A 22,805-nucleotide genomic window follows, 5' to 3' on the forward strand; every position below is an offset into this window, starting at 1 on the left:
GCCCGGTTCGAGTCCCGAGACGGGGGCCGGGCCGGCCTCGAAAACGACGCGAGCGGCCCCGGGGGGCCGCTCGCGATGCTCGATGAACGGGGGCCGGGGTGGCCGGCCCTCCTGGGGTCACTGACCGCGGCGGAACCGGCCTCGGGAGAGCAGGTCCTGCCAGGCCCGCTTGCCCTGAGGGGCGACCTGGTTGACCTGCTCCTGGCGGCCGGCGAGCCGGGCGCGGAGGGCCTCCCGATCGCGGCGGGCCTTGCCGGCGGTCGGCTGGACGCCGGCGGTCTGGGCCGCGGAGCCGACCCCGGTGCCGGTGCCGGTGCCGGGCTGGAAGGTGCTGTTCGGCTGGCCGGAGGGCTGGCCGAACAGGAGGTTGTCATCCGGCGGGGTGGAGCCGGTCGGCGGGATGAAGATGCCGCCGCCTCCCGAGCCGGCCGAGCCGCGGAACTCGATGGCGCCCATATCGGCGGGTCCGAAGGGCGGGAAGCCGCGGTTGGGGATGTCGACCCGGCCGAGGTTGAGGAAGTCGAGGGCCGGGGCGGTCAGGCTGTCGGCGGTGTCGATCGCATCGGAGTTGGCCGTCAGCCCGAAGTTGCCGTCGAGCAGGGTGATCGTCGGCCCGTCGAACTGCGGCCGAGGGTCGCGGGGAGCGGCGAAGGCGGGGTCGCCAATGTAGTTGTACGCGGCGTCGGCGTTGGGCGTCGAGCCGAGGGCGGCCGTGTTGAACCCGACCAGGGGGGTGTTCGGGTTGCTGGAGAACATGTTGTTCCGGACGACGGCCACGGCCGGGAAGATACCGATCGGGGTGTCGGCGCCGCCGGCGCGGTCGCTGTTTTGCCAGAAGATGTTGTTGACGACGTCGGCGATGACCGGGCTGCCCTCGTTGATGGCCGCGTCGTAGAGGATGATGCCCCCGTTGTTGAGGGCGATCGTGTTGTTGACGATCTGGACCGGCTGGTCGATGGCGATGGTGTTGTTCGGATCCCGGACGACGATGCCGGTGCGGTTGCCCGCGAGGACGTTGCTGTCGATCCGGGCGTTGGAGGCCGCCCCGCTCTTGGGCTCGACGCTGATCCCCTCACCGGCGTTGATCACCACGTTCCCGTGGTACCGGCCGCCGGAGTTGACCAGCCGGATGCCGATCGAGCTGGGGTCGATGGCGCCGGAGACGAGGTTGGTCAGCGGGGCGACCACGGCGAAGCCGCGGAACTCGGTGTCCAGCTCGCCGCCGTCGGTGAAGCCGAGGAGATCGATCCCCTGGACGGTGACCTCGGGGGCGTTCGGGTCCAGCGGGGCCCGGATGATCGTCGACTGGGGAGTGCCCGGGACGACGTTCGAGTCGGTGCTGGAGGGGGCAGCCGAGACGAGTCGGACGAGCGACTTGAGCGTGACCGACTCGTTGTAGGTGCCAGGCAGGACCGCGACGGTGTCGCCGATGGACGCGACGGCCAGGCCGGCGGCGATCGTCGGGTAGGGGTTGGCGCGGGAGCCAGTCGGGGTGCCCGTGCCCCCCGGGCCGACGAAGATCGTCCGCCGCTGGGTCGCGGCGTAGACGACCACGTCGATGGTGTAGCCGCCGGTGCTGTTGCCGACGATCGCGTTGCCGGCCCGGTCGGTGACCGTGTTGGCGACGGTGATGCGGTAGATGTCGTCGGCCGTGGCCCCGGTGACGTCGAAGCTGATGCGGCTGGGCCCGCTGGGGGAGGTGGCGAGGAACTCGACGTTGAGCGACGAGAGGTCGATGCTGGCCGCGTTGTCGTCCTGGGTGTTGAAGACGCCGTCGAGGCCGGCGCCGGTGACGGTGATCGCCCCCTGGGCCATGAGGCTGGCCAGCGAGAGGTTCTCGTCGGCCGTGAAGGAGACCCGGAAGCGGCCGCCGTTGGAGACCCGGCTGCCGGTGGCCGGGTCGGAGGAGATGATGCGGGGCGACCGGGTGTCGAGGATGAAGCGGACGGTCGCGTTCGGGTCGTTGGGGTCGGAGGCGTTCCCGCTGACGTCGGTGATCCGGACGCGGGCCCGGCTGTAGCCGGTGTCGTCGGCGGTGCCGAGCTGGCCGTCGGGGCCGACGTTGAACGGCGAGTCGGGGCTCAGCGCCTGGGTCGGGGTGATGGTGAAATTGCCGGTGGCGTCGGTGGTGGCGGTGCCGACGCCGAGGCGCTCGAAGACGCCGTCGCCGTCGAGGTCGAGGTCCAGGGTCACCTGCTGACCGATCAGCGGGTTGACCGGCGGGAACAGGTCGGTGACGTTGCCCGAGAAGGTGGGCGGGTTGCCGTTGGTGATTTGCAGCGTCGGATCGCTGGGGCTGGCCAGGCCGAAGCTGCCGGGGACGATCGACGGAGCCCGGGTGTCGATGGTGAAGGGCAGGATGAAGTTGCCGCCCGGGAAGCCGTCACCCGAGGGGAGGGCCAGGGGCAGGCCGTTGGGTCCGAGGTTCTCGCCGTCGAGGGCGTTGCCCTGCGGGTCTCGGATGACGTTGCCGCCGCTGCCGACCAGGACGATCCGGTACAGGTCGTTGGACAGCAGCAGGTTGCCCGCACCCAGCTTGATGCTGAGCCGCCGGGTGTCGGGGTCGAAGGCCAGCCGGCCGGAGAGCGGGATGGTGCGGTCGCCGGGGTTGTTGGCGTTGCCGAAGATCCCGTCGCCGCCGGAGGCCTGCAACAGGACGGTCTGGGCGTTGATGGTCTGCGGGTCGACCCGCTCGTCGAACTGGAAGAAGATCTCCTGCGGCACGCGGTTGCTGCCGGCGACCTGCCCCGGGGTGTAGAGGCTGACCATCTGCAGCTGTCCGGTGGCGGGGTCGGCGATGGAGGCGAAGACCCCGTCGCCGATGCCGTCGCCGTTCAGGTCGGGCGCGCCCTGAGTGGTGATCTGCGGGGGGTCGAAGGTGCGGAACTCACGGGCACCGATGTCGAAGAACGGCCGGCTGCCGAAGCCGATGTTCGGCGTGCTCGGGTCGTCGAGCCGGAGGAAGCCCTCCTTGTCGCGCTCGCCGGTGAGCGGGGCGAAGCCGTAGGTGGCGATGTTGGAGGCCGGTCCGAACGAGGAGCCGGCGGAGCCGGCGAGCACCGGGATGAACTGGTCGACGAAGCCCCGGTTCGGGGTCCCGGGGAGGGTGACGATCTCCCGAGGGTCTTGCTGGAAGATGGTGACCCCGCCGAAGGGATTGGTGCGGCCGATGGTGTTGCGGATGCCTCCCCGGGGGTCGAGGACCTGGTTGGAGACCGGGTAGAGCATGTCTCCGATCGGGGTCGGCCCGAACTCGCTCAGGGCCGCGTCGATGGCGGCGGAGCCGGACTGGAGGAAGAAGTTGCCGTTGGCCGGGTCGAGGAACTTCGGGTCCCCGAAGATCGGCGAGTTGTTCCCCAGGAAGGGGGCCCCGGCGATCTGGGAGATCTGGTCGTCCAGGACCGTCGAGTAGTTGTTGAAGACGTTGAACAGCAGTTGGCTGGTGGCCACCATCCCCTCGAGCCGGACCGCCGCGGCGGCCGGGTCGCTGCCGATCGTCCCCCCGTCGAAGATGTTGTTCATCGCGAGGAAGTAGACGTGAGACAGCGAGTTGTTGGGGTTGGGGTTCCAGGCCGGGGCCTGGGTCCGGAAGCCAACACCGTTGTTGTAGAAGGTGTTGTGTAGCAGGACGATCTGGGCCGGGTTCTGGTCGGCGTTCGCGTTGGCCACGTTGGCCCCGTAGTTGACGCGGACGCCCACCGGCATGTTGGAGATCGTGTTGTTGACCAGGAAGAGGTTGGTGGGCTGGCCCCTCAGACCTCCGATTCGGGCGGTGCCGCCGGCCACTGGGGTCGTGGTTCCGATCAGGGTGCGAGCGAGGAGGTCGAAGCCCTGATCGGCGAAGATGCCGGCGTCTCGGAAGCTGTCGAGGCTGGAGTTGGAGACGGTCCAGCCGAGCTGGGCGTTGTACTGCAGTTGAGGAGTGAGGCCGAGCTTCTGGAACTGCAGGTTGTCGCCGATGTCGATGGCGTTGCTGGCGTTGGAGTCGAAGGCGTCGACGATGGAACCGCCCTGGAACTCGATCCGGTGGAGGTACCGGATGTCGGCGTTGTCGATGATGCTGCCGTTGCGGGGGTCGAAGAGGTTGTAATCGAAGAGGCTGCCGCCGCCGAAGGCGATCACGCCGCCGTCGCCGGGGGCGGGGGTGTCGAAATTGATCCCGGCGTTGCTCGGGTTGAACGAGGAGAAGAAGCTGTTCGACTGATCGACGCCGCGGACGACGGGACCGACGGTGTTGTCCCGGAGCGAGGTGATCACCACCGGGACGCGCTGCTGGCCGGTCGTCTCGTTGGTGCCGATGCCGACGATCCGAAGCTGGCTGCCGTAGCCCGGGTCGATCAGCGGGCTGGGGCCGGGCGGGTCGATGCCATCGTCGAAGCCGACGTTGAAGCCGGCGCCGAAGATGTTGGCGTTGTCGGCCGCGACCTGGTTGAGGGCCGGGTCGATGGGGGTGCCGGGGCCGGGGTTGCCCACGAAGGTGTCGGTGAAGAGCTTGACGTACATCGACTCGCCCGGGCGGGCGATCCGGGTGCCGTCGGCCAGCAGGGTATCGGGCAGGGCGCTCTGGATGGTCAGCGTGATGAACGGCTGAAGCTCGGGGAGGAAACCGTTGGCGTCGGCCTCGGGCGAGGTCGGATCGGGCACGGGCTTGTCGTTGTTGCCGAAGCCGCTCCAGCCGGCGAGGTTGACCGTGCCGCGGAGGACGTGGACGATGTCGGTGTCGTCCCAGACCGAGTTGACCGTCAGGTTGGCGCCGTCGTCCAGTGCGGCTTCGGTGTAGAAGTCGCCCTGGTTGTTGGGCGGCGGGATGATGACCCCCGGTGTGGTCTTGATCCCCAGGCCGTTGACCGAGTTCCGCTCCATGACGTTGCCGCGGAAGAACGGGTTCCCGGAGAGCAGGGGACGGGTCGGGTCGGCGGCCAGGAGCTGGTTCGGCTCGACGACGATCGGGGTGTCGAAGTTGTCGAAGAAGTCGTTGTTGGTGATGGAGACGTTGGCGCCGGCGGCGGCGGCGTTGTAGCCGAGGAAGCTGGCGATGTCATTGGTCAGGTCGAGGACCTGACGGTTGGGCAGGGCGGTCAGGGGGGTGATGATCTGCCCGCCGCCGTAGCGGAACTCGGTCTCGTCGATGGCCGCGATCGAGCCGGGCAGGATGGAGATGCTTCCCCAGCGGAGGGAGGAGGGGACGTTGCCCGGGGCGGGAGCGGGGTTGGAGGAATTGTTGTCCGTGGGGCCGGCGGGCACGATCACGCGGCGGGTGCCCGTGGCCTGGTCGAGATAGTAGGTCTCGGCGGCGTCGTCGAAGAGGGAGGTGAACAGGGGCTTGGCGTCGCCGATCGAGTTGGGGACGAAGTTCGGGTCGGCCGGGGAGATGTTCGGGTTGGCGTCGAACTGGCGGATGTAGGTCCGCTCACCGAAGTTGACGCTCGAGGAGGTGTTCACGGTGGCCAGGCTGGCGCCGAAGCTCGACTTGACCATCATGCCGGGCTGCACGTAGAGCCGGGAGGAGACGGTCTGATCAGTCTGGCCGCCGGTGTTGGTGAGCAGCCGCTGGCCGAGAACCAGCTGGGAGTTGAGGACGTAGGGGAGCGGATCGTCGATGGTGAAGTTCTTCCCGCCGCCCTGGCTGGTGGGGTTGGCGGGGTAGAAGATCGCGTCCGTCTCCTGGGCCTGAAGCGACCCGACCGGGGGCCGGATGAGGATGCCGTTGATCGAGTTGTTCAGGAGCTGGGTGCGGCGGATCAGCGGGCCTCGGGCGATTTCGTCCTCTCGGAGCGAGTCGAGGTCGGCGGAGATGGCCGCCTGAGTGCCGCCGGCGGCTCCGCCTCCCGCGGCGCCGTCGGCCACGGTGGTGTTGGTGATGGCCGGCCGGCTGTTGAACAGGGTGATGGTGTCGTACCGGGTGCCGATGGTCTGGGGCACGGCGCCGCCGCCGAAGCGGAGCAGGGCGTGGTCGATGATCGACATCACATCCGAGGCGCCGGAGAGCCCGAGCTTGCCGTCGATCGGGAAGCTGCCCGGGAGTTGGTCGCGCCCGGCGGACACGTCGTCGTAGTTGCGGAAGATGATGCCGCCCCAGTTGCCTCCGCCGGGGGTGGTGTCCTGGGCGTCGTTGTTGGTGTCGCCGCCGACGGAGTCGTCCAGCAGCGAGGTGAAGATCACCTGCTCATCGGGGTTGGAACCGCCGCGGAGTTGCAGGGCCGAACCCTGGTTCTGCACGAAGAGCGAGGCGTTGAAGAGCTTCAGGGCCGAGCCCTGGTCGAAGACGAGGGTGGTTTGGGCCGGAACCGAGCCGCTCGCGTTGTTCTCCGGGCGGGAGGGGTCGGCACCGGCGGGCGGAGCGATGACGAAGGTCTGCTGGGTGGTGTCGGTGGTGCCGGGGACCGGCCGGAGGATGCCCGGCAGGGCGACGATGACGACCGGGCCCTGGTCTCGGACCCGGGTGGCCTCGAAGAAGGCCGAGCGGTCGAAGCGGTTGTTGGCGTTGCGGTCGTAGATCGGGTTGAACCCGGTGCCGAAGTTGGCGGAGGAGTTCAGGTCGCCGTTGTTGTTCAGGTTGGGGACGGCCTCCGGCAGCAGGGTGGGGAAGGGCTTGAGGACGCTGCCGTCGGGGTCGTCGGTGGTGAGGAACGGATCGTCCTGGTAGTCGGGCCGGGCGTAGATGATGTTGCCCAGGATCCGGGAGTTGGGGTCGGCGGGGTTCTCCCGGCGCTGGCCGGGGACGACGACGAAGCCGGTGACGAAGGAGCCTCCCTCGACCGCGTCGCCGGTCAGACCGTCCCGGTAGGTGCCGTCGGGCATGAAGACTTCGAAGCCGTCGCCGTCGGGCCGCTCGTTGCCGAGGAACTCGAGGTCGGCGACGTTGCCGAAGATGTCGGTGATCTGCTCGGAGCCGGTGTTGGGGATGACCAGGCGGTAGTAGTCGGGGGGCAGGGTCTGGCCTTCGGGGATGCGGACGACCAGGCGGTTGAGGTACCCGGGCTGACCGAGCGTGGCGCCGGGGACGGAGTTGACCAGCTCGACAGTCACGCCGCTGACCTGAGTGAACCCGCCGGCCCCGAGCCCGAAGTCGCCGTCGGAGGGGGAGCCGGGGGAGTTGGCCGATCGGATGAGCTGGACGGCGTTGCTGTAGTCCCTCGGGGCGAGGGTGTTGGAGAAGTCGATCTGGAAGACCTCGGGAGGCGCCTCGGCCCGGGGCGTGAAGCCGGGGACGGGGATCTCGTAGTAGGCGCGGGGGCCGGAGGCGGCCATCGTGCCTGGGGAGAAGACCGAGGGGCTGAAGGCGGTGTAGCTGGTGATGAACGTCGCCTCGGGCTGGAGCTCGAAGAAGGTGGCGAAGCTCTGGTTGCCGGGCTGGGCGGGGTTGTTGTCCAGCGGGTTGCCGGCGGCGTCTCGAATGCCCGAGAAGGCGGCCTCCTGGGTGCGAGCGACCAGGACGTATCGCCCCGAGGGGAGGCCGTCGGAGAAGCTCAGCTCGACGCGACCGGTGTAGGGGTCCGAGGACTGGTTGCGCTGGGTGGTGGAGACGAACGTCGCGTTCTCGATGAACCGGGAGAGGTCGGCGTCGTCGGCGGTACCCAGGACGCGGTCGGGCCCCAGGTTGATCAGCGAGTAATTGCCGAGATTGGTCGCCGTGTCGGGGTCGAGGGCCGGGCGGTCGAGCTGGACCGGGATGGCCAGCGGGTCGGTCGGGTCGGCCGGGGAGACCGGGTCGGCGATGTTGAGGGTGATGCTCCGCAGGTTGGAGATGCGGGACTCGTTGGGGATCGAGCTGGCGGTGACCAGCGGGGCTTGGGAGTCGACGACGAAGGAGAGTTCGGCCTGGGTCGCCTTGCCCGGCAGCGGCGGGTTCTCCGACTCGCCGACGACGACGATCCGGACGCGGTGCAGGCCGTCTCGGAGGTCGAACGGGGGCTGGAAGCTGAAGAAGCCGTTCTCGTCGGTGTTGACGATCAGGTCGGGGTTGCCGACATAGCCCTGGCCGTTCGGTCCGACCTGAAGGTCGAAGCCGCTGGTGTGGGCCTGGAAGAACTGGATGGCGACCTGGAGGCCGACGTTGGTGGACGGGAAGGAGGCCACGGCGAAGCCCGAGAAGGTCGGGCGATTCTGGTTTGTCCCGCGGTCGCCGGGCAGGCCGGTGTCGGAGGCGGCGGTCAGGCTGAAGTTGGCCACCTGGGGGGCCTCGACCAACCGGGGGAGCTCCTGAGCGAAGGAGCCGCCGGTTTGGCCGTTCCCCGAGGGGAAGCGGCCGTTGAACTCGCCGTCGAGCCGGTTGCCGGCGACGTCGGTCACCGCGTCACTGACGACCAGGGCGTAGATGTCCGAGGGCATCGCCGACTGCGGCAGCGCACGCAGGTCGAAGATGGCGCGGTTGTTGGCCGCGTCGTAGAAGAGCACCGCTCGGGGGTCGTCGGTGACGACGACGTTTTCCGGTCGGCCGAACGAGCCCGTCCAGCCAGTGCGGACGAGCATGAGGTTTTCCTTGGTGATGGTCGAGCCGCGCATCGCCTCGCTGAACTGGACGACGATGATGCGGCCCTGGAAGATCGTGTTCTGCACCCGGGGAGCCGCCTGGTCGGCGAGTATGAAGGCCCGGGTCAGCCCGATCAGGTTGCTGCCGTCGGTCGCCGTGATGGCGCCGTCGGCCAGGTTGAAGGCGTAGGTGCCGTTGGCCGACACCCCAGCCGGCGCCGTGAATTCGACGGGGAAGCGGATCGTCAGGGCGTTGACCACCTGGGGAGCGCCGACGCTGACCGTCACGCCATTCGGCAAAACGGGGAAGGTCAAGTCGCTGGCCTGGAGCGTCGTCGGATCGACCGGCTTGGAGAAGGTCAACTCGATGAAGGTTGGCGCCTGGCCGAGCGTGGCCACGTCGGCCGGGTTGGAGGCGACGACGCGGAGCTGATCGACCGCGTTCAGGGCCGCGACGGCGTCCACCAGGCCGTGGCCGCCGATCGGGTCGTAGGATCCGCCGGGGGTACCGTTGAGGCCGACGGCCGTCCGCTTGAGCGCATCTTGGATGACGTTATAGGAGACGTTCGGGTTCAGCTGCCGCATCAGGGCGACCACGGCCGCCACATTCGGGGAGGCGGCGGAGGTGCCGAAGAAGTTCGGCAGGGTGTCCGGGTCCTGGGGGATGTCCGGGCTGCCGAAGAAGGAGGTGTTGACGCCATCGGGGCCGGAGACGTCGGGCTTCAGCAACAACTGCGGAGAGGAGAGCCGGTTCCCCTGCGGGTCGAAGAGATAGAAGACCGGGCCGGCGGCGCTGAAGGATTCGGACGGGATCGGCGTGGTCGTGGAGAAGGGGGGCGCGTCGTTGTAGAACACGGCCCCGACGCCGATGGTGTTCGGCGAGGTCTTGTGGCCGAAGGTGGTGGCGTAGGTGGTGCCGCCGGCATTGCCGAACTGCTGGCTCGGGGCGATGTCAGCGGAGAACTGCATGAACCGGACACGGCCGGGATCGGGGCCGGCCGTCACCCGGATGGCCAGCTGGTAGTTGCCCGGCGCGGCGACGACCTCGACCTCCTGGGGCGTGGCGCTGCCGATGTTGTTGTTGATGCCCTGGGTGACGATCTGGTTGTTGCCGTCGAGCAGGAAGAAGTCGAGGTTGGTGTCGGCCTGACCGTTGTACCAGGGATCGTCCCAGTGCAGGAGGACCAGGCCGGCGCTGTTGACCGTGACCGGCAGGGTGGTGGCGACCCCCGGGCCGGGGTCGAAATCGAGGAAGCGGCCGGTGCCGATGCCGGTGACGCTGGCGCTGACACCGCGGAAGTTCGTCTCGATTCCCCCCTGGCCGCTGTTGCCGGCGGCGCTGAGGTAGACCGCGTTGTCGTTGGTGGTGACGTCAACCACCGCCTGCCCGATCAAGCCTTCCTGGAAGACCGGGTTCTGGGCGATGCGGACGTCGTCGACGACCACGTCGGCGCCGCCGGCGCGGACGATGTTCCGCACCGCGTCGGCGTACTGGACCGGGCCGCCAATAAAGACCGTCTGGAAGGCGAGGTCGGCCCCCGGGGCGATATCGTGGATCAGTTCCAGCATCGCCCGGCCTTCGTCGGTGTTGCTCCCACCGACCGGCTCGTCCTGGAGCACGTTGATCCGGCTCCTCGCGGGCAGGTCGCCGCTGGCGATCGAGTCGGCCAAGCCTCCTTGGAAGCGGTCGACGCTGTCGGAGAGGACCCCGACGATCACCCCCGAGCCGTCCACGTTGAACGTGCTGCGGGCTACGTCGGCCCGGAGCACTTGATCTCCTTGGTTGTTCGCAATCCCCTGCTGGTCGATCACGGGGGTGTAGATCGGGTCGATGTTGCGGGTGCCGGCCAGCTCGGTGGCGGTGCGGAGCTGAGAGATGGGCAGGAAGCCCTCGACGATCCGGTAGTTGGCGTCGGTGGCGATGACCTGCATGCCCAGGTCGGTGAGCGACTTGACCACCCGATCGAACGGGAGGCTGGCGTCGGCGTAGAGGTCGATGCCAACCCGGTCGCCGCGGAAGGTGATGAACTGCCGCTTCGCGTCGAGCGTCTGCTGCAAGGCATTGCCGCCAACGCGGGAAGCCTCGTACAGCTCGGCGAGGTGCTTGCCCCCCTTGGCAAAGACCGGGCCGTCGATCGCGGCGGCCGTCACGGCAGGCGGGGTGTTGATCATCGACGCCAGCAGCGCCCGCTGCTCCAGCGCCTCGGGCCCTCGATCGGCTCCAGCGAGCCTTCCGATGGGGCGACGACGATCCCGGCCCGCCTTCCGCTTGTCACCCTTGAAGCTGCCCATCGAACGACTCCTGAATGGTTCGCGCCCCCCACTCGTCCGTCGGCCGTCTTCGGCCGGCCGACGGCGCCCCGCGACGGGCGGGGAGCCTCTTCCCGGGGGAAACTCGGAGATTCGAAGCGATCGGACCCCAGTCGACTCGTTCCGGGACCAGGCCGCGGCGGCCGGCTCCCGGGCACGCTCACCCCTGGTCTCGCGCGCCAATCAATCCCTTGATCGACCGATCGGCCCCTCGGTCTTTCCGTGAGCCGGGTTCGGTCGGGACAGTTGGGGCGGTCGACACGAGAAACGAGCGCTGCATGACATGCACTCACCCAATCATTATGGCGTCGCCCTGGGCGAGTCAAGTCCCGGTCCCTGGGATTTTCGGGGTCGGATCGAGTTGGCGGGCAGGTGCAACAATCCCTCGGGCCGGGCCGTCCCAACGCCCGGGCACGAAGGGAGTGTGCGGCCCGTCGGGCCGGTGTCAAGCGGCCGAATTCGGGAGTGATGGGGTCTCTCGGCGGGGAGGACGGGCTGGGGCGATTCTGGCGACGAGCGGCCTGGAGAGGGCCCCTCAGCGGGGGGAGCTCGGCACCGGGATTCCCAAGGCCCGGAGGTCGGCAGCGAGGGTCGGGGTGTCGACGTAGTGCACGCCGATCAGGCCGGCCTGGCGGGCGCCCTCGACGTTCTCGGGCAGGTCGTCGATGAAGACGCAGTCGGCCGGAGGCGCTCCGGCGGCCTCGGCGCAGGCGAGGAAGAACTCGGGAGCCGGTTTGACGTGGCCCACCTCGAACGAGAGGACCAGGTGGTCGAAGAGCGCGAGCGTCTCGGCGAACTGTCGACGGAAGTGATTCGAGTGCAGTGGGTTGGTGTTCGATCCGAGGATCAGGCGGTGCCCGTTGTCGGCCAGGGCCCGGATCAGGGGGACGATCGACTCATTGGGCCAGAAGATGTCGGCCCAGGCGGCGGCGAACTCGTCGACCGGGAGGTCGACCCCCAGGAGCCGGCTCGCCGCTCGGCAGAACTGCTCGGATCCCATCCGGCCCGACTCGAAGGCGAGGAGAGGCTCGGCCAGCCCGGCCCGACGGGCGGTCTCCAGGAGGGAGGAGCCGTCCAGGCCTCGAGGACGCCCGATCGCCTCGCAGGCTCGAGCGTAGTCGAAGAAGGCGACGACGTTGCCGAAGTCGAAGACGAGGGCGGGATGGGGCATGGCGCAGGGATTCCGGAAGCGGGGTGTGCCTCGGATGGAGGGGGACGTTCCCAGGGCCGCGATCGAGGATTCCGGAGCGTCTCGGGGTTCGGGGAACGGGACGATGGGGTCGATCCGATCGCGGAGCGCCGCCCCCTGAGGAGAGAAGGGGCCGAAACCCTCTGGGAACGCCCCGATGATCGGGGAAGCGATCGGGCAGACTTGGGGAAACGAGGGTGGCGCTCTCCCAAGACGCTGCGCCGAGCTTCCCAAGTTTGGGGGGAGCGCGGTGCGAGCCGGGAGTCGTTCGGGGCCAGGAATCGACGAGGCCTCAGGAGGGCTGGCCGGCTCGCTTACGGGCTCGGCGGCCGAGGGCGTCGTAGGTGGCGTACTTGTAGGTCTCCGAGAGGGTTGGATAGTTGTAGCAGGCTCGGATGAACAGCTCGGCGCCGGCCTCGGCGTGCAGGGCGGTGAGACCGATGTGGACGAGCTCGGTGGCGGCTTCGCCGATGACGTGGACGCCCAGGAGCTTCATCGTCTCCTCGTGGAAGATCAGCTTGAGGAAGCCGTTTGTGTCGCCGATGATCTGGCCTCGGGCGTTCGCCTCGTAGGAGGCTTTGCCGACGACGTAGGGGATTCCCTGGGCGAGCAGGTCGCGCTCGGTGGGGCCGACCATGGAGCACTCGGGGATGGTGTAGATGCCCGAGGGGAGCAGGTCGGACAGGTCTCGTTGGAATTCGAGCCCGAAGGCGTGGATCATCGCGATGCGGCCCTGCTCCATGGCGGTGGAGGCCAGGCCGGGGCCCTTGATCACGTCCCCGGCGGCGTAGACGTAGGGGACGCTGGTCTGGAAGGTCGGGTCGACGTTGATGCGGCCCCGCTCGTCGATCTCGACGCCGAGCCGCTCCAGGCCGAGGCTCGCGGTATTGCCGGAGCGGCCGGAGGAGATGAGCACGAGGTCGGGAGTCAACGTCGCGCCGGACTCCAGGTTCAGCGCGAGGACCTGCCCTCGGCGATCGACGCGCTGGACGCCGTCGCCGAGGAAGAATCGCACCCCGAGCCGGCCCATCTCCTTCATCAGGGCGTCGGAGATCTCCTCGTCCATGAAGGTGAGGACGCGCTCTCGCGTTTCGACGAGGGAGACGCGGCTGCCCATGATCGCGAACATGCAGGCGTATTCGCAGCCGATGACGCCACCGCCGACGACGACGAGTTCGCGGGGGATGTCGGGGATGTTGAGGATGCTGTCGGAGTCGACGATGCGGGGGTCGTCGATCCGGAAGGCGGCCGGGCGGTAGGGGGCGGAGCCGGTGGCGATGAGGATGACCTCGCCTCGGAGCAGCGTTTCGGGGGCTCCCTTGCGTCGGACGGAGATCGTGTGCGGTCCGGCGAAGGAGGCGGTCCCCTCGTAGAGGTCGACGCCGTGGCGGTTCATGTTGGTGAGGATGCGTTTCTGCTCGGTCCCGACGACCGCCTTGCGCCGGGACAGGAGCAGGTCGATGGAGACGTCCCCCTTCCAGCGGAATTCCAGCCCTTCAAGTTGTCGGTTGCGGAAGCCGGAGAGGAACAGGGCGGTCTCGCGCAGGGTCTTCGAGGGGAGCGTGCCCGTGTTGGCGGCGGCGCCGCCGTACACGGGGGGGGGCTCCTTCTCGACCATCGCCACGCTCTTGCCGAAGTAGGCCGCCTGAGCGGCTCCCTTCTCCCCGGCCGGTCCGGAGCCGAGGACGATCAGGTCATAGGTCCGGGGGCTCATCCGCATCTCGATCCGAAGGGGGGGCGAGGAACCCGGGCGGGTCCCTCGGCGATCGATGTCCGAAGGGCATTATCGCACCGGAGGGGGGGTGGCGACGATGCCGATCTCCCGGGCCAGATCGCTTCCCTTCATGCGGTGGGCGGCGTCGTGTGGACAGGCGTAGACGCAACTGGGTTGGCCGTCGAGCTCCCGGCAGAGGTCGCAGGTGGTGGCCTTCTGCTGGAGCACGGGGACCTTACGCCGGAGTTCCTCGTCGAAGACGTTCTGCCCGGTCGGGAACGGGTGCATGTTGATGTTGCCGTAGGGGCAATTCTCGGCGCACTTGCCGCAGCCGATGCACCAGTCCTCGATGATGATCTCCAGCGACCCCCGGCGGCGGATCGAGTTGACGGGGCAGCCGACCATGCAATAGGGGTCGAGGCAGGAGCGGCAGGAGCTGGCGACGAGGAATCGGTCGAACCGCAGTCCCTCCCGGATCAGCCGGGTGACGCCGCCATGAGAATCGGCGCAGGCCTTGGTGCACTCGTCGCAGCGGGTGCATTTCTCCAGGTCGAGGACCAGCACGCTCTGGGCGTTCATCAGCCCCTGCTGGAGGAAGTCTCCGAGGGAGTCCTCGTTGACCTGCCGGAGCATCCGCTCGTTCTGCTTGAGGATGGTGATGGCGTAGTCGATGAACGATTTCTGGACGGAGGGGAACTGCTCGAGCAGCAGACGGAAATCCTCCCCCTTGATCTTCACTAGGTCGACGTGGTCGAGCGCCGTGCAGGTGGCGGTGCGGATGCCGGGGGGAGCGAGGTCCCGGATCTCGGGGATGTGGCCCATCAGGCCGATCTCGCCGAACGACTTGCCGGGTCCGAAGTAGGTGAGGACGAACTCTCCCCCGGGGCGCTCCTGGGAGACTTTCACGAAGCCGATGCGGATGAGGTAATAGGCGTCGGCCGGGTCTCCCTGGCGGAAGATGACCTCGCCGTTGTTGACCCGGACGAGATCGACTCGGGGACGGAGGAACTCGACGAGCTTCTTGAACTCGTCCTCGTTCTTGACCATTCGGGCGAAGACGGTGGCGCCCCGGAGGTGGTTGTCGAGCGCGTTCTGGCGGTAGCGCTCGTCGAGCTGGGCCTTGGAGAACTTGCCGCGTTGGAGGATGTACAGGACGTTGCGGCCGACTTCCAGCAGCGTGCAGTCGGTCTGGGCGACGACGGTGGCCGATCGGGGATAGGAGCTCATGCAAGCCATCTCGCCGAAGATGGCGCCGGGGCCCATGGTGGCGACGGGCTTGTCGTAGCGGAGGACGACGGGGGCGTCGATGGAGATGAACTCGGTGTCCATCTCCTCGTCGCGGCGGTCTTCCCCCCGGCCGGCGAGCAGGCTGTTGCGCACCAGGGCGAAGGGGTTCCAGGAGCCGGCTCCGCGGTGGTTCTTCACGTGTTTGAACGGGGAGCTGATGAAGATCTCGACCTCACCGTCCTCGATGTAGTAGGCGGTGGCGTCGTAATCCCCCTCCCGGCAGATGACGTCCCCCTTACGGAAGTGCTTGCGGACGACGGCTCCTTCGTTGAAATCGAGAAATGCCTTGGAGACGCCGGTGAAGAGCGGGTGCGCCGCCAGCTCCTCGGCCGGGACAGTGCCGGCGGGGGGGCGGGAGAGGACATGGTGCTTGCTCAGCAGGGCGCCGGTGGGGCAGGAGATCATGCACTCGCCGCAGGCGACGCAGGAGGAGTCTCCCATCGGGTCGTCGAGGTCGAAGGCGATGCGAGTCTTGTAGCCCTTGCCGGTGCGGCCGATGACGTGGTTGTTGCGGATGTCGTTGCAGGCCCGGATGCAGCGGTCGCAGAGGATACAGGCGTTGTGGTCGACGGCGATGACCATTGACGACTCGTCGATCGGCTTCTCGCGGCGGGATCGGGAGAAGCGGGGGTTCTCGACGCCGAGCCGCTCGGCCAGCTCGATTAGCTCGTCGTTGCCCTCGCCCCGGCTCTGGCCTTGCTTGGTCAGGCGGGCGGCTCGGGCGGCCTCGGGGTCGGGGTAGTCGGCCAGGAGCAGTTCGGTGAGCATGGAGACGGCGTTGCGGACGCGATCGCTCGTCTCGTGGGTTCGCACCTCCATCCCCTCGGCGACCTCGCGCTGGCAGGCGGGGGCGAGGCGGAATTCCTGGCGGCCGTTGACGCTGACGTCGACGGTGCAGACACGGCAGACGGCCACCGGGGTCATGTGCTCGCGGTGGCAGAGGATGGGAATCGGGTTGCGGTCGCCCGCCTGCTTGACGAAGGCCCGGGTGGCCGCGTCATAGATGGTCGTGCCCGCTGGGACCGAGACCTTGCGGCCGTCGATGGTCAGCGAGACGGGAGGGGCGCCGTTGCCGTTGGCCGAGCTCATCGGGGGATCGCTCCTCGGTCAGACCATCGTTTCGAAGGCGGAGAACTCGCGGACGGGGGGCCCTCCCCGCCGATCGAGGTACGCATCAACATCGTCGGGGAAGTATTTGACCAGGGACAGCAGAGGGTTGGGCGCCACTTGGCCAAGCCCGCAAATGGACGTGAGGATCATCGTCTGCCCGAGCGAGGAGGCGAGGTCCAGGTGCTCCCGGTCGAGCTGTCCGGCTTTCAGAGCCCGGAGCATCTCGACGAGCTTCTGGGAGCCGATCCGGCAGGGGACGCACTTGCCGCAGGACTCGTTGCGGAAGAACTCGGTCAGGTTCAACGCCAGAGCGACGAGGTCGGCCTGCTCGCCGACGGCGACGAACGCGGCGCCGAGCATCCCCTCCATGCCTCGGAGGACGTCGGGGTCGAGGGGCAGGTCGAGGATGTCGAAGAAGGCGCCCCCCTCCGGGAGGTACTTCTCGACGAATGTCTTGGGGAGGGCGTTGCGCGGGATCAACGTCGGCAGGAAGCCGCCGGAGGGGCCCGAGGGGGCGATCGCTTTCAGTCGCTGCCCGCCGGCCATGCCGCCGGCTCGGCGGTAGACGAGGTCGCGGACGGTGATGCCGAAGGGGACCTCGTAGACGCCCGGATCGCGGACGTCTCCGGAGATGGAGCAGAACCAGAGCCCCTGGCCGCCGTTGACCCCCTGGTCGCGGTACCAGGCCCCGCCGTTGAGATAGATGGCGGGGGTCCACATCAGGGTTTCGACGTTGTTGATGATCGTCGGCTGATTGAACAGACCCTTGACGGTGGGGAAGGGGGGCTTGTTGCGGGGCTCGGCGCGGCGGTCCTCCATCGCCTCGAGCAGGGCGCTCTCCTCGCCGCAAATGTAGCCGCCGGGGCTGACGAAGACTTCGACGGGGAAGGAGAGGCCGGAGCCGAAGATGTCGTCGCCGCAGGCTCCCCGGGAGCGGGCGTCTCGGATGGCCTCCTCGACCGCCTCGATCTCCTCGTGGTATTCGTGGCGGATGTAGATATAGCCCTTCGTCGCTCCGGCGGTCAGGCCGGCGAGGACCATGCCCTCGACCAGCAGGTGGGGGGCGCGGCGGAGGAGCTCGCGGTCCTTGAAGGTGCCGGGCTCGCTTTCGTCGCCGTTGCAGACGACGTACTTGGTGTCGGATTGCTGGGAACGGACGGCGGCCCACTTGATGTGGGTCGGAAAGCGGGCGCCTCCCATGCCCCGGAGGGTCGATTCCTTGAGGGACTCAAGCAGGGCGTCGATCCCGAGCAGAGCGCCCGAGGCGGGGTCTCGGGTGGCGACCAGCTTCTGAACCGCCTCGTAACGGGGGGTGCCGCCGTAGGGGTCGATCTTCCAGCCCTGGGGGGAGCGGTCGGCTCGCTGGTGGGGCAGGGGGTCTCGGGCGACCGCCGAGTGGATGCGGGAGCGGAGCTGAGGCTCGGTCAGTCCGTAATAGACCTGGTCGTTGATCAACACGGCCGGAGCGTGGTCGCACTGGCCGAGGCAGGAGACGCCGTCGACGTGGACGGACTTGCCGGTGGGGTCAATCTCGTTGGCCAGCGCCTTGAGCCCCTGCCGCAGCGGCTCGGCGCCTCGGAGGCAGCAGGAGACGTCCCGGCAGACCAGCACCTCGACGTCGGCCCCCTTCTTGAGCTTGAAGTGGGGGAAGAAGCTGGCGACCTCGTGCAAGCGGTGCAGCGGCACGCCGAGCCTTCGGGAGAGTTCCTTCAGCTCGTCGGCGGGGAGGTAGCCGAAGCGCTTCTGCAGGGCGTTCAGTTCCTGGACGAGCATGGGGCACCGCCTGAGGGGTTGACGCCGGGCCTCCGACCGGAGGGGAGGGGCGGCGATCCGGATCGATCGGTGAGGGGGCTCGTGACCTGGGGGGCCTCGGCCTCCCCGGGCGAGGACCCGGACGGGAAGCCGATCGCCCCGGATCGGGTCATTCGGACGGGGGGGACGGCCCGCCCGACAACGGAGCGCCGGCCGAGCCTCGCAAGAAGGCCTCGACCGACCGGCGCTGCTCCTCGTCGACCTGACGGGCGAGGGCGCCGATGCCCTGGAGCGGGGCGTCTCCATTGTGGTAGCGGTGGCATTCGACGCAGTCGGACCTCGCCCCGCCGCGGACCAGTTCCCCTCGAGCGTACTCGGCGGGCCCGTGGCAGTCGCGACAGGAGGAGGCGGGGGCCAGCAAGATGTCATCGCTGACCTTCGAGTCTGTCGCGCCGCCGTGGCATTGCGAGCAGTCCACGGCGCGGTGGGCGACGTGAGAGAACCTGGCGTGGGGGAACCAGACCTCGGGGACCATCGGCGGCCGGACCGTCCAGCGTGAGGGGTCGGCGCCGGCGGTGGCGTCGTAGGAGTGGCACTCGGTGCAGGTCTGGGTGCCGAGGTAGAGGGTGGCCTCGGCCTGCCGGATCCGGTCGGAGAGGGCATCGCCGACGGTTTCGGCCCCCCGACGATCGGGCCCGGGAAGGCGATTGTCGGCGTCGGAAAGCAGTGTCCGGATGGCGTCGATGGCCTGGGATTCGACCTGGGCGTCGGCATCCGGATCAGGACGATCGGCGGGGAGATCGAGGCGGGAGCGGTCGGTGTCGAGCAGCTCGGCGGCGAACGCCTGCTCGAGCAAGCGGCGGAGCTCTCCCGGCTGCGCGCCGTGGGGGATCGCCAGCGGCGGCCTCCCCGGCCCGGGGACCCCGACGGTGAGGGGATGGCAGGCCCGGCAGTGATTTTCATACGAGACGGGGAGCATGTACTCCCCGGTCGATCGGGAAGGAATCGCTCCGTCTCCCCCGGACGGGGTCCAGCCCGAGGCGGGGAGCGGCCGGTCGCCGGCATCGAGCAGATGGCAGGAGTCGCAATCGAGCCGAACCGGGGTGTCGATCGGGGTGCTGGTGGTCTGGCCGTACCGGGAGCGGTCCTCGGGAGAAAGATCCGCGAAGGTGAAGTTGCAGTCGATGCCGACGGCCAGGTGCATCGCGTGGTTGAACTTGAGGTTCGAGGGATCGTCGGGCGAGTCTCCGGAGTCGGACAGCCGGCCGAGCAGAGGGCCTCGGCCGTCGGGGGAGGGGACTCGGACGCCAAAGTCGGGATGGTCGGCGAAGCTGGCCACGTCGACGTAGAGCGGGCCGTCCTCAGGGGGGCCGCCCTGGATGGCGTGGGGCAGGTCGGAGTGGCAGACGGTGCACTGATGGTCGGGCACTCGGTTCAGGTCGGCGTCCCGGCCTCGGTGGTCGCGGTGGCAGCCGCCGCACGACTCGGTGAGCGAGGAACGCTGGTTCGCGTGGTGCGCCGGCCCGGTGTGGCAGGAGGAGCAGCGCTGGTCGGAACCCGACAGGCGGGACGACCCTCGGGAGGCGAAGGCGGCGCCCGACTTGATCGGCTCGAAGGGGGTATGGCAGGCCTGGCAGTCATCTTCCCACATCGCATGACCGCCCCAGACCGGGCCGTGGGAGACGCGGCTGTCGGCGCGATCACCTCGGAGCAGGCGCCCGCCGTACCACCAGCCGAGGGTGAGAATTGGGGCGAGTGCGACCAGCACCAACCGGAGGCGGCCCATCCCGTCGCGCGTCTTGTAGTAGTTCAACGGGATGCGAGCCGCCCGCTGCTTGCCGGACGGCCGGCGCGGGGAGGACCCCGTTGGGTTCGGATACTCCGCCATGCTGCCCCCACCCTTCCCTTCGCTTACCAGTATTTGATCGCGACGTAGATGTGGATGATCATCAGCGCCACCAGGGCGATCGACATCGGCAGGTGAACCAGCAGCCAGCCGTGGAGCCAGCCGTGGAGCCGGGCCTGGTGGTCGTGCTGGCGGCGCTGGTCGCAGGCGGCGGCCAGCGCGTCGACCGTCGGGTGGGCCTTCGGGTCGAGCTGGGTCTTCAGGTCTCGAAAGATCGCCTCGGCCCGGTGCCGCTGGGCGAGTGGGGAGCGGGACGAGCCGCCGGACTTGAGGTAGGGGAGCACCTCGTCGTAGAAGAAGACCCGGAGAGGCTCCGAGCCGGGGACCGGGGCCGAGGGGACACTGGTCTGGAGGACGGTCCCCTGCACCCGGCCGGCGGTCCGGAGGGCGCCGACGACCACGTAGGAGGGATTGGCGGTCTGTTCCTCCTCCTCGTCGGAGTCGATTCCCTCCTCACCGTCGGGGGAGAAGCGATCGCGCTCGTCCTCGGTCGGGCCGCAGGTGGCCTCGACGAGCCGGCGGGCCTCGATCCGGGTGAGCCGGCCAATCCGGCCGATCTGCGAGTAGATCGTTTCGGCCGGGACCTCCTCGAGCATTCGTCGGGGCAGCAGTTGCTGGAGGACGAGGCCCCAGGCACCACTGAGGACCACCGCCACCAGGAGCACGGTGAGCACCGTGCTCAGCGAACCGCCGAGGTGGAAACCGCTGTGGAAGATCAACAGCGGCAGGGTGATCAGCCCGAGCCAGATGTGCCCGGCCAACCAGATCCGGACGCGCCCGATCCGCCAGGCTCGCTTCTTCTTGCGGGGCCAGAGCAGGAACTCGAAGAGGATCAGCACGCCGCCAACGACCCCCAGCGTCAGTCCGACCGCCGTGCTCCCGCCGGGCCACTCCCCGAGGCGGAACCGCTCAACGACGAACCAGGCGCCGAGGCCGGCGAGGATCGCCAGGGCGAGCACCACCCACGGGAGGTGCTGGGCCCTGAATTCCCGATTCAAGAGCACGTTCAGGGTCCTCCTCGGGCGGGTCGATGGGCGGGGACCGACCGAACCTCCAGTGTCGGCCAGGTCGTCGCATCAAATCGGTTCGGATCCGTTGATCCCGGGCGGATGGGGTCGATTCAAGTCGAGTCGAGTCGAGTCGAGTCGGTTCGAACTTGAGATCGCCCCGGGACCTCGAGCGAGACGACAGTGTCTCGGCGATCGATCGGAGGAACCTCGGGACGAACACTACCCTCGAGGGCCGAGAAAAGCACATCCCGAGCTAATCAAGGATGTCCTAGCATTGGATTGCCGCCCCTGTCAACATGCTGTCGAGCGATCGGGCCGGTGGAATCGTTTCGTCGCGGAACCGGGCCCGATCGCTTGCGACCGGGCTTAACGTCTGGCAAGTTCATGTTGGCCGCGAGCCCGGCGATCGAGCGTTGGGGAGGTCGGCCCGTCTCCACCAGGCCGTCGGCGGCCGTCTCGTCTCGAGGACCCGACCACGATGGGATGGCGCACTCTCTGCCCGATCTTCGGCGTGACGGCGCTGGTTCCCCTGACCTCCTGGCTCGCGGCCCCCGAGCCTTCCCCGGGGCGGGAGGATCGGTCGGGGGCCGTTTCCGAGCCCCCTGCGGGAGGAACGCCTCGGGTGGGATCGACCTCCTGTTCGGGACGGGGGTGCCACGGCAAGGTCGCGCCGGCGGGGACCGAGGGAAGCGAGTTCAACACGTGGGCCCGGCTCGACCCGCACGCGACGGCGTTCCTGGTGCTGTTCGACTGCCGATCGGAGTCGATCCAGCGGAACTTACTTGGCTCGAGGCCAGGGGAGGAGTTCGTTCCCGCCTACCGCGATGCGCTGTGCAAGAGCTGCCACGGCGACGCCGACGCGACGGCGGCGGTGCTCGCGATCGGCGAGGTGGACTGCGCCGATGCCGGGGGGCTCTCCCCGGCGATCGGCACCAGCGGCGTGGGGTGCGAGGACTGCCACGGGCCCGCCCGGGAGTGGCTCGACGAGCATTACCGGGAAGGCTGGCCCGACCGCTTCCCCGAGGCCTCGGCCTCCATGCAGCCGCTCCGGGCGACCGCGGACCGGGCGGGCGTCTGCCTCCGATGTCACGTCGGTGACGGGCTCGGTCGCGAGGTCAACCACGACCTGATCGCCGCCGGGCACCCCCGGCTCAATTTCGAGCTCTCGTCGTCGCTCGACCGGCTCCCTCGCCACTGGGATGCCTCGATCACCGACGGGAAGCGCAAGGACGAGGGGCTGCCGCCACGATCCTCGGCCCGAGAGTGGGCCGTGGGCCAGGCCGAAACACTCCGGGCGACGCTCTCCTTGCTGGCGGAGCGGGCCGACCCGCCCTCCGGGCAGGAGCGGAACCCTCCCTGGCCTGAGTTCGCCGAGTACGCCTGCTTCTCCTGCCACCACGCGCTGGTCGACGAGGGCCTGCACTATTCCCGGGGAGCCGCCGTGCCGGGGTCACTCTCCTGGGCGTCCTGGGCGATGCCGATGGCCCGGACGCTCTTGGAGCGGGAGGCGCCGGGGCTCGTCGATCGGCTGGACGGGGTCGCCTCCCTGATGGCCCAGCCCCTGCCGGACGGGGAGGAGGTCGCGAGAGCGGCCGGCCGGCTCTCCTCGGAACTGGGGTCCTGGGCGTCGGGGATCGACGACGAGGGGTTCGACTCGGGCTCGCTCCGCGAGCTCCTCTCGGCGATCTCCTCCGACCCGGCCCGCCTTGAGGGGCTGATGGAGAACTGGGACGCCGCGGCGCAACTCTACCTGGCCTGCCGGGCGCAGATCCGGGCCGAGGCCGAGGAGCTGTTGGGCAGGGGGGGGGCCTCGGAGGAGGATCTGACCGCGATCCGGTCTCGGTTCGAGGCGCTCGAGCACGCCCGAGCCGCCCTCGAATTCCCGGAGCGGGACCTCGATAGCCCGGGCAGCCCAAACGAGCCCAACCCGTGGGCCTCCGACCCGAGGCCGGCGGTCGAGGCGCTCCGGACGCTCCTCGATGCGATCGCCTCGGGGGGATGAATCGAAGGCGTCGGGGCCTCGGGCCCGCTTCGGGTTCGTTTTTCCCTGATCGT

At 68.9% G+C, this 22,805-nt stretch carries 8 protein-coding genes; 1 reads left to right on the plus strand and 7 read right to left on the minus strand.

Annotated features, from left to right (window positions below):
• Nucleotides 1-117: 117 nt before the first annotated feature.
• From TsocGM_RS07660 to TsocGM_RS07685, 7 genes are all read right to left on the minus strand, one after another.
• Entirely contained in the window at nucleotides 118-10,764 is a 10,647-nt protein-coding gene (locus TsocGM_RS07660; RefSeq protein WP_126724716.1) for a S8 family serine peptidase, read from the minus strand.
• Between the two features lie 553 nt (nucleotides 10,765-11,317).
• Nucleotides 11,318-11,953 (minus strand): HAD family hydrolase, encoded by a 636-nt coding sequence (locus TsocGM_RS07665; protein WP_126724717.1) that lies wholly within the window; start codon nucleotides 11,951-11,953, stop codon nucleotides 11,318-11,320.
• 310 nt (nucleotides 11,954-12,263) lie between these two features.
• Nucleotides 12,264-13,685, minus strand: a complete 1,422-nt coding sequence (gene sthA / locus TsocGM_RS07670) for a Si-specific NAD(P)(+) transhydrogenase (protein WP_126724718.1) — start codon at nucleotides 13,683-13,685, stop codon at nucleotides 12,264-12,266.
• Between the two features lie 69 nt (nucleotides 13,686-13,754).
• Nucleotides 13,755-16,061 carry a cyclic nucleotide-binding domain-containing protein gene (locus TsocGM_RS07675; protein WP_126724719.1) on the minus strand — a complete coding sequence of 769 codons (2,307 nt, stop codon included), beginning with the start codon at nucleotides 16,059-16,061 and terminating at the stop codon, nucleotides 13,755-13,757.
• 18 nt (nucleotides 16,062-16,079) lie between these two features.
• Complete coding sequence (locus TsocGM_RS25885) at nucleotides 16,080-17,855, minus strand: NADH-ubiquinone oxidoreductase-F iron-sulfur binding region domain-containing protein (RefSeq protein ID WP_158633419.1); 1,776 nt, start codon at nucleotides 17,853-17,855, stop codon at nucleotides 16,080-16,082.
• Nucleotides 17,856-18,003: 148 nt separating this feature from the next.
• On the minus strand, nucleotides 18,004-19,722 hold the full coding sequence (locus tag TsocGM_RS25890) for a cytochrome c3 family protein (protein ID WP_158633420.1): 1,719 nt from the start codon (nucleotides 19,720-19,722) through the stop codon (nucleotides 18,004-18,006).
• A gap of 23 nt (nucleotides 19,723-19,745) precedes the next feature.
• Nucleotides 19,746-20,744 (minus strand): hypothetical protein, encoded by a 999-nt coding sequence (locus TsocGM_RS07685; protein ID WP_126724721.1) that lies wholly within the window; start codon nucleotides 20,742-20,744, stop codon nucleotides 19,746-19,748.
• Between the two features lie 484 nt (nucleotides 20,745-21,228).
• On the opposite strand from TsocGM_RS07685, the gene TsocGM_RS07690 reads away from it, so the two are divergent.
• Nucleotides 21,229-22,752, plus strand: a complete 1,524-nt coding sequence (locus TsocGM_RS07690; protein WP_126724722.1) for a hypothetical protein — start codon at nucleotides 21,229-21,231, stop codon at nucleotides 22,750-22,752.
• Nucleotides 22,753-22,805: the final 53 nt, after the last annotated feature.

Source organism: Tautonia sociabilis, from assembly GCF_003977685.1.
Taxonomy (GTDB): Bacteria; Planctomycetota; Planctomycetia; order Isosphaerales; family Isosphaeraceae; genus Tautonia; species Tautonia sociabilis.

Excerpts from the sequence above, each read along its gene's own strand:
- TsocGM_RS07660 (WP_126724716.1), bottom strand. The coding sequence starts at position 10,764 with ATGGGCAGCTTCAAGGGTGACAAGCGGAAGGCGGGCCGGGATCGTCGT.
- TsocGM_RS07665 (WP_126724717.1), bottom strand. The coding sequence starts at position 11,953 with ATGCCCCATCCCGCCCTCGTCTTCGACTTCGGCAACGTCGTCGCCTTC.
- sthA (WP_126724718.1), bottom strand. The coding sequence starts at position 13,685 with ATGAGCCCCCGGACCTATGACCTGATCGTCCTCGGCTCCGGACCGGCC.
- TsocGM_RS07675 (WP_126724719.1), bottom strand. The coding sequence starts at position 16,061 with ATGAGCTCGGCCAACGGCAACGGCGCCCCTCCCGTCTCGCTGACCATC.
- TsocGM_RS25885 (WP_158633419.1), bottom strand. The coding sequence starts at position 17,855 with ATGCTCGTCCAGGAACTGAACGCCCTGCAGAAGCGCTTCGGCTACCTC.
- TsocGM_RS25890 (WP_158633420.1), bottom strand. The coding sequence starts at position 19,722 with ATGGCGGAGTATCCGAACCCAACGGGGTCCTCCCCGCGCCGGCCGTCC.
- TsocGM_RS07690 (WP_126724722.1), top strand. The coding sequence starts at position 21,229 with ATGGGATGGCGCACTCTCTGCCCGATCTTCGGCGTGACGGCGCTGGTT.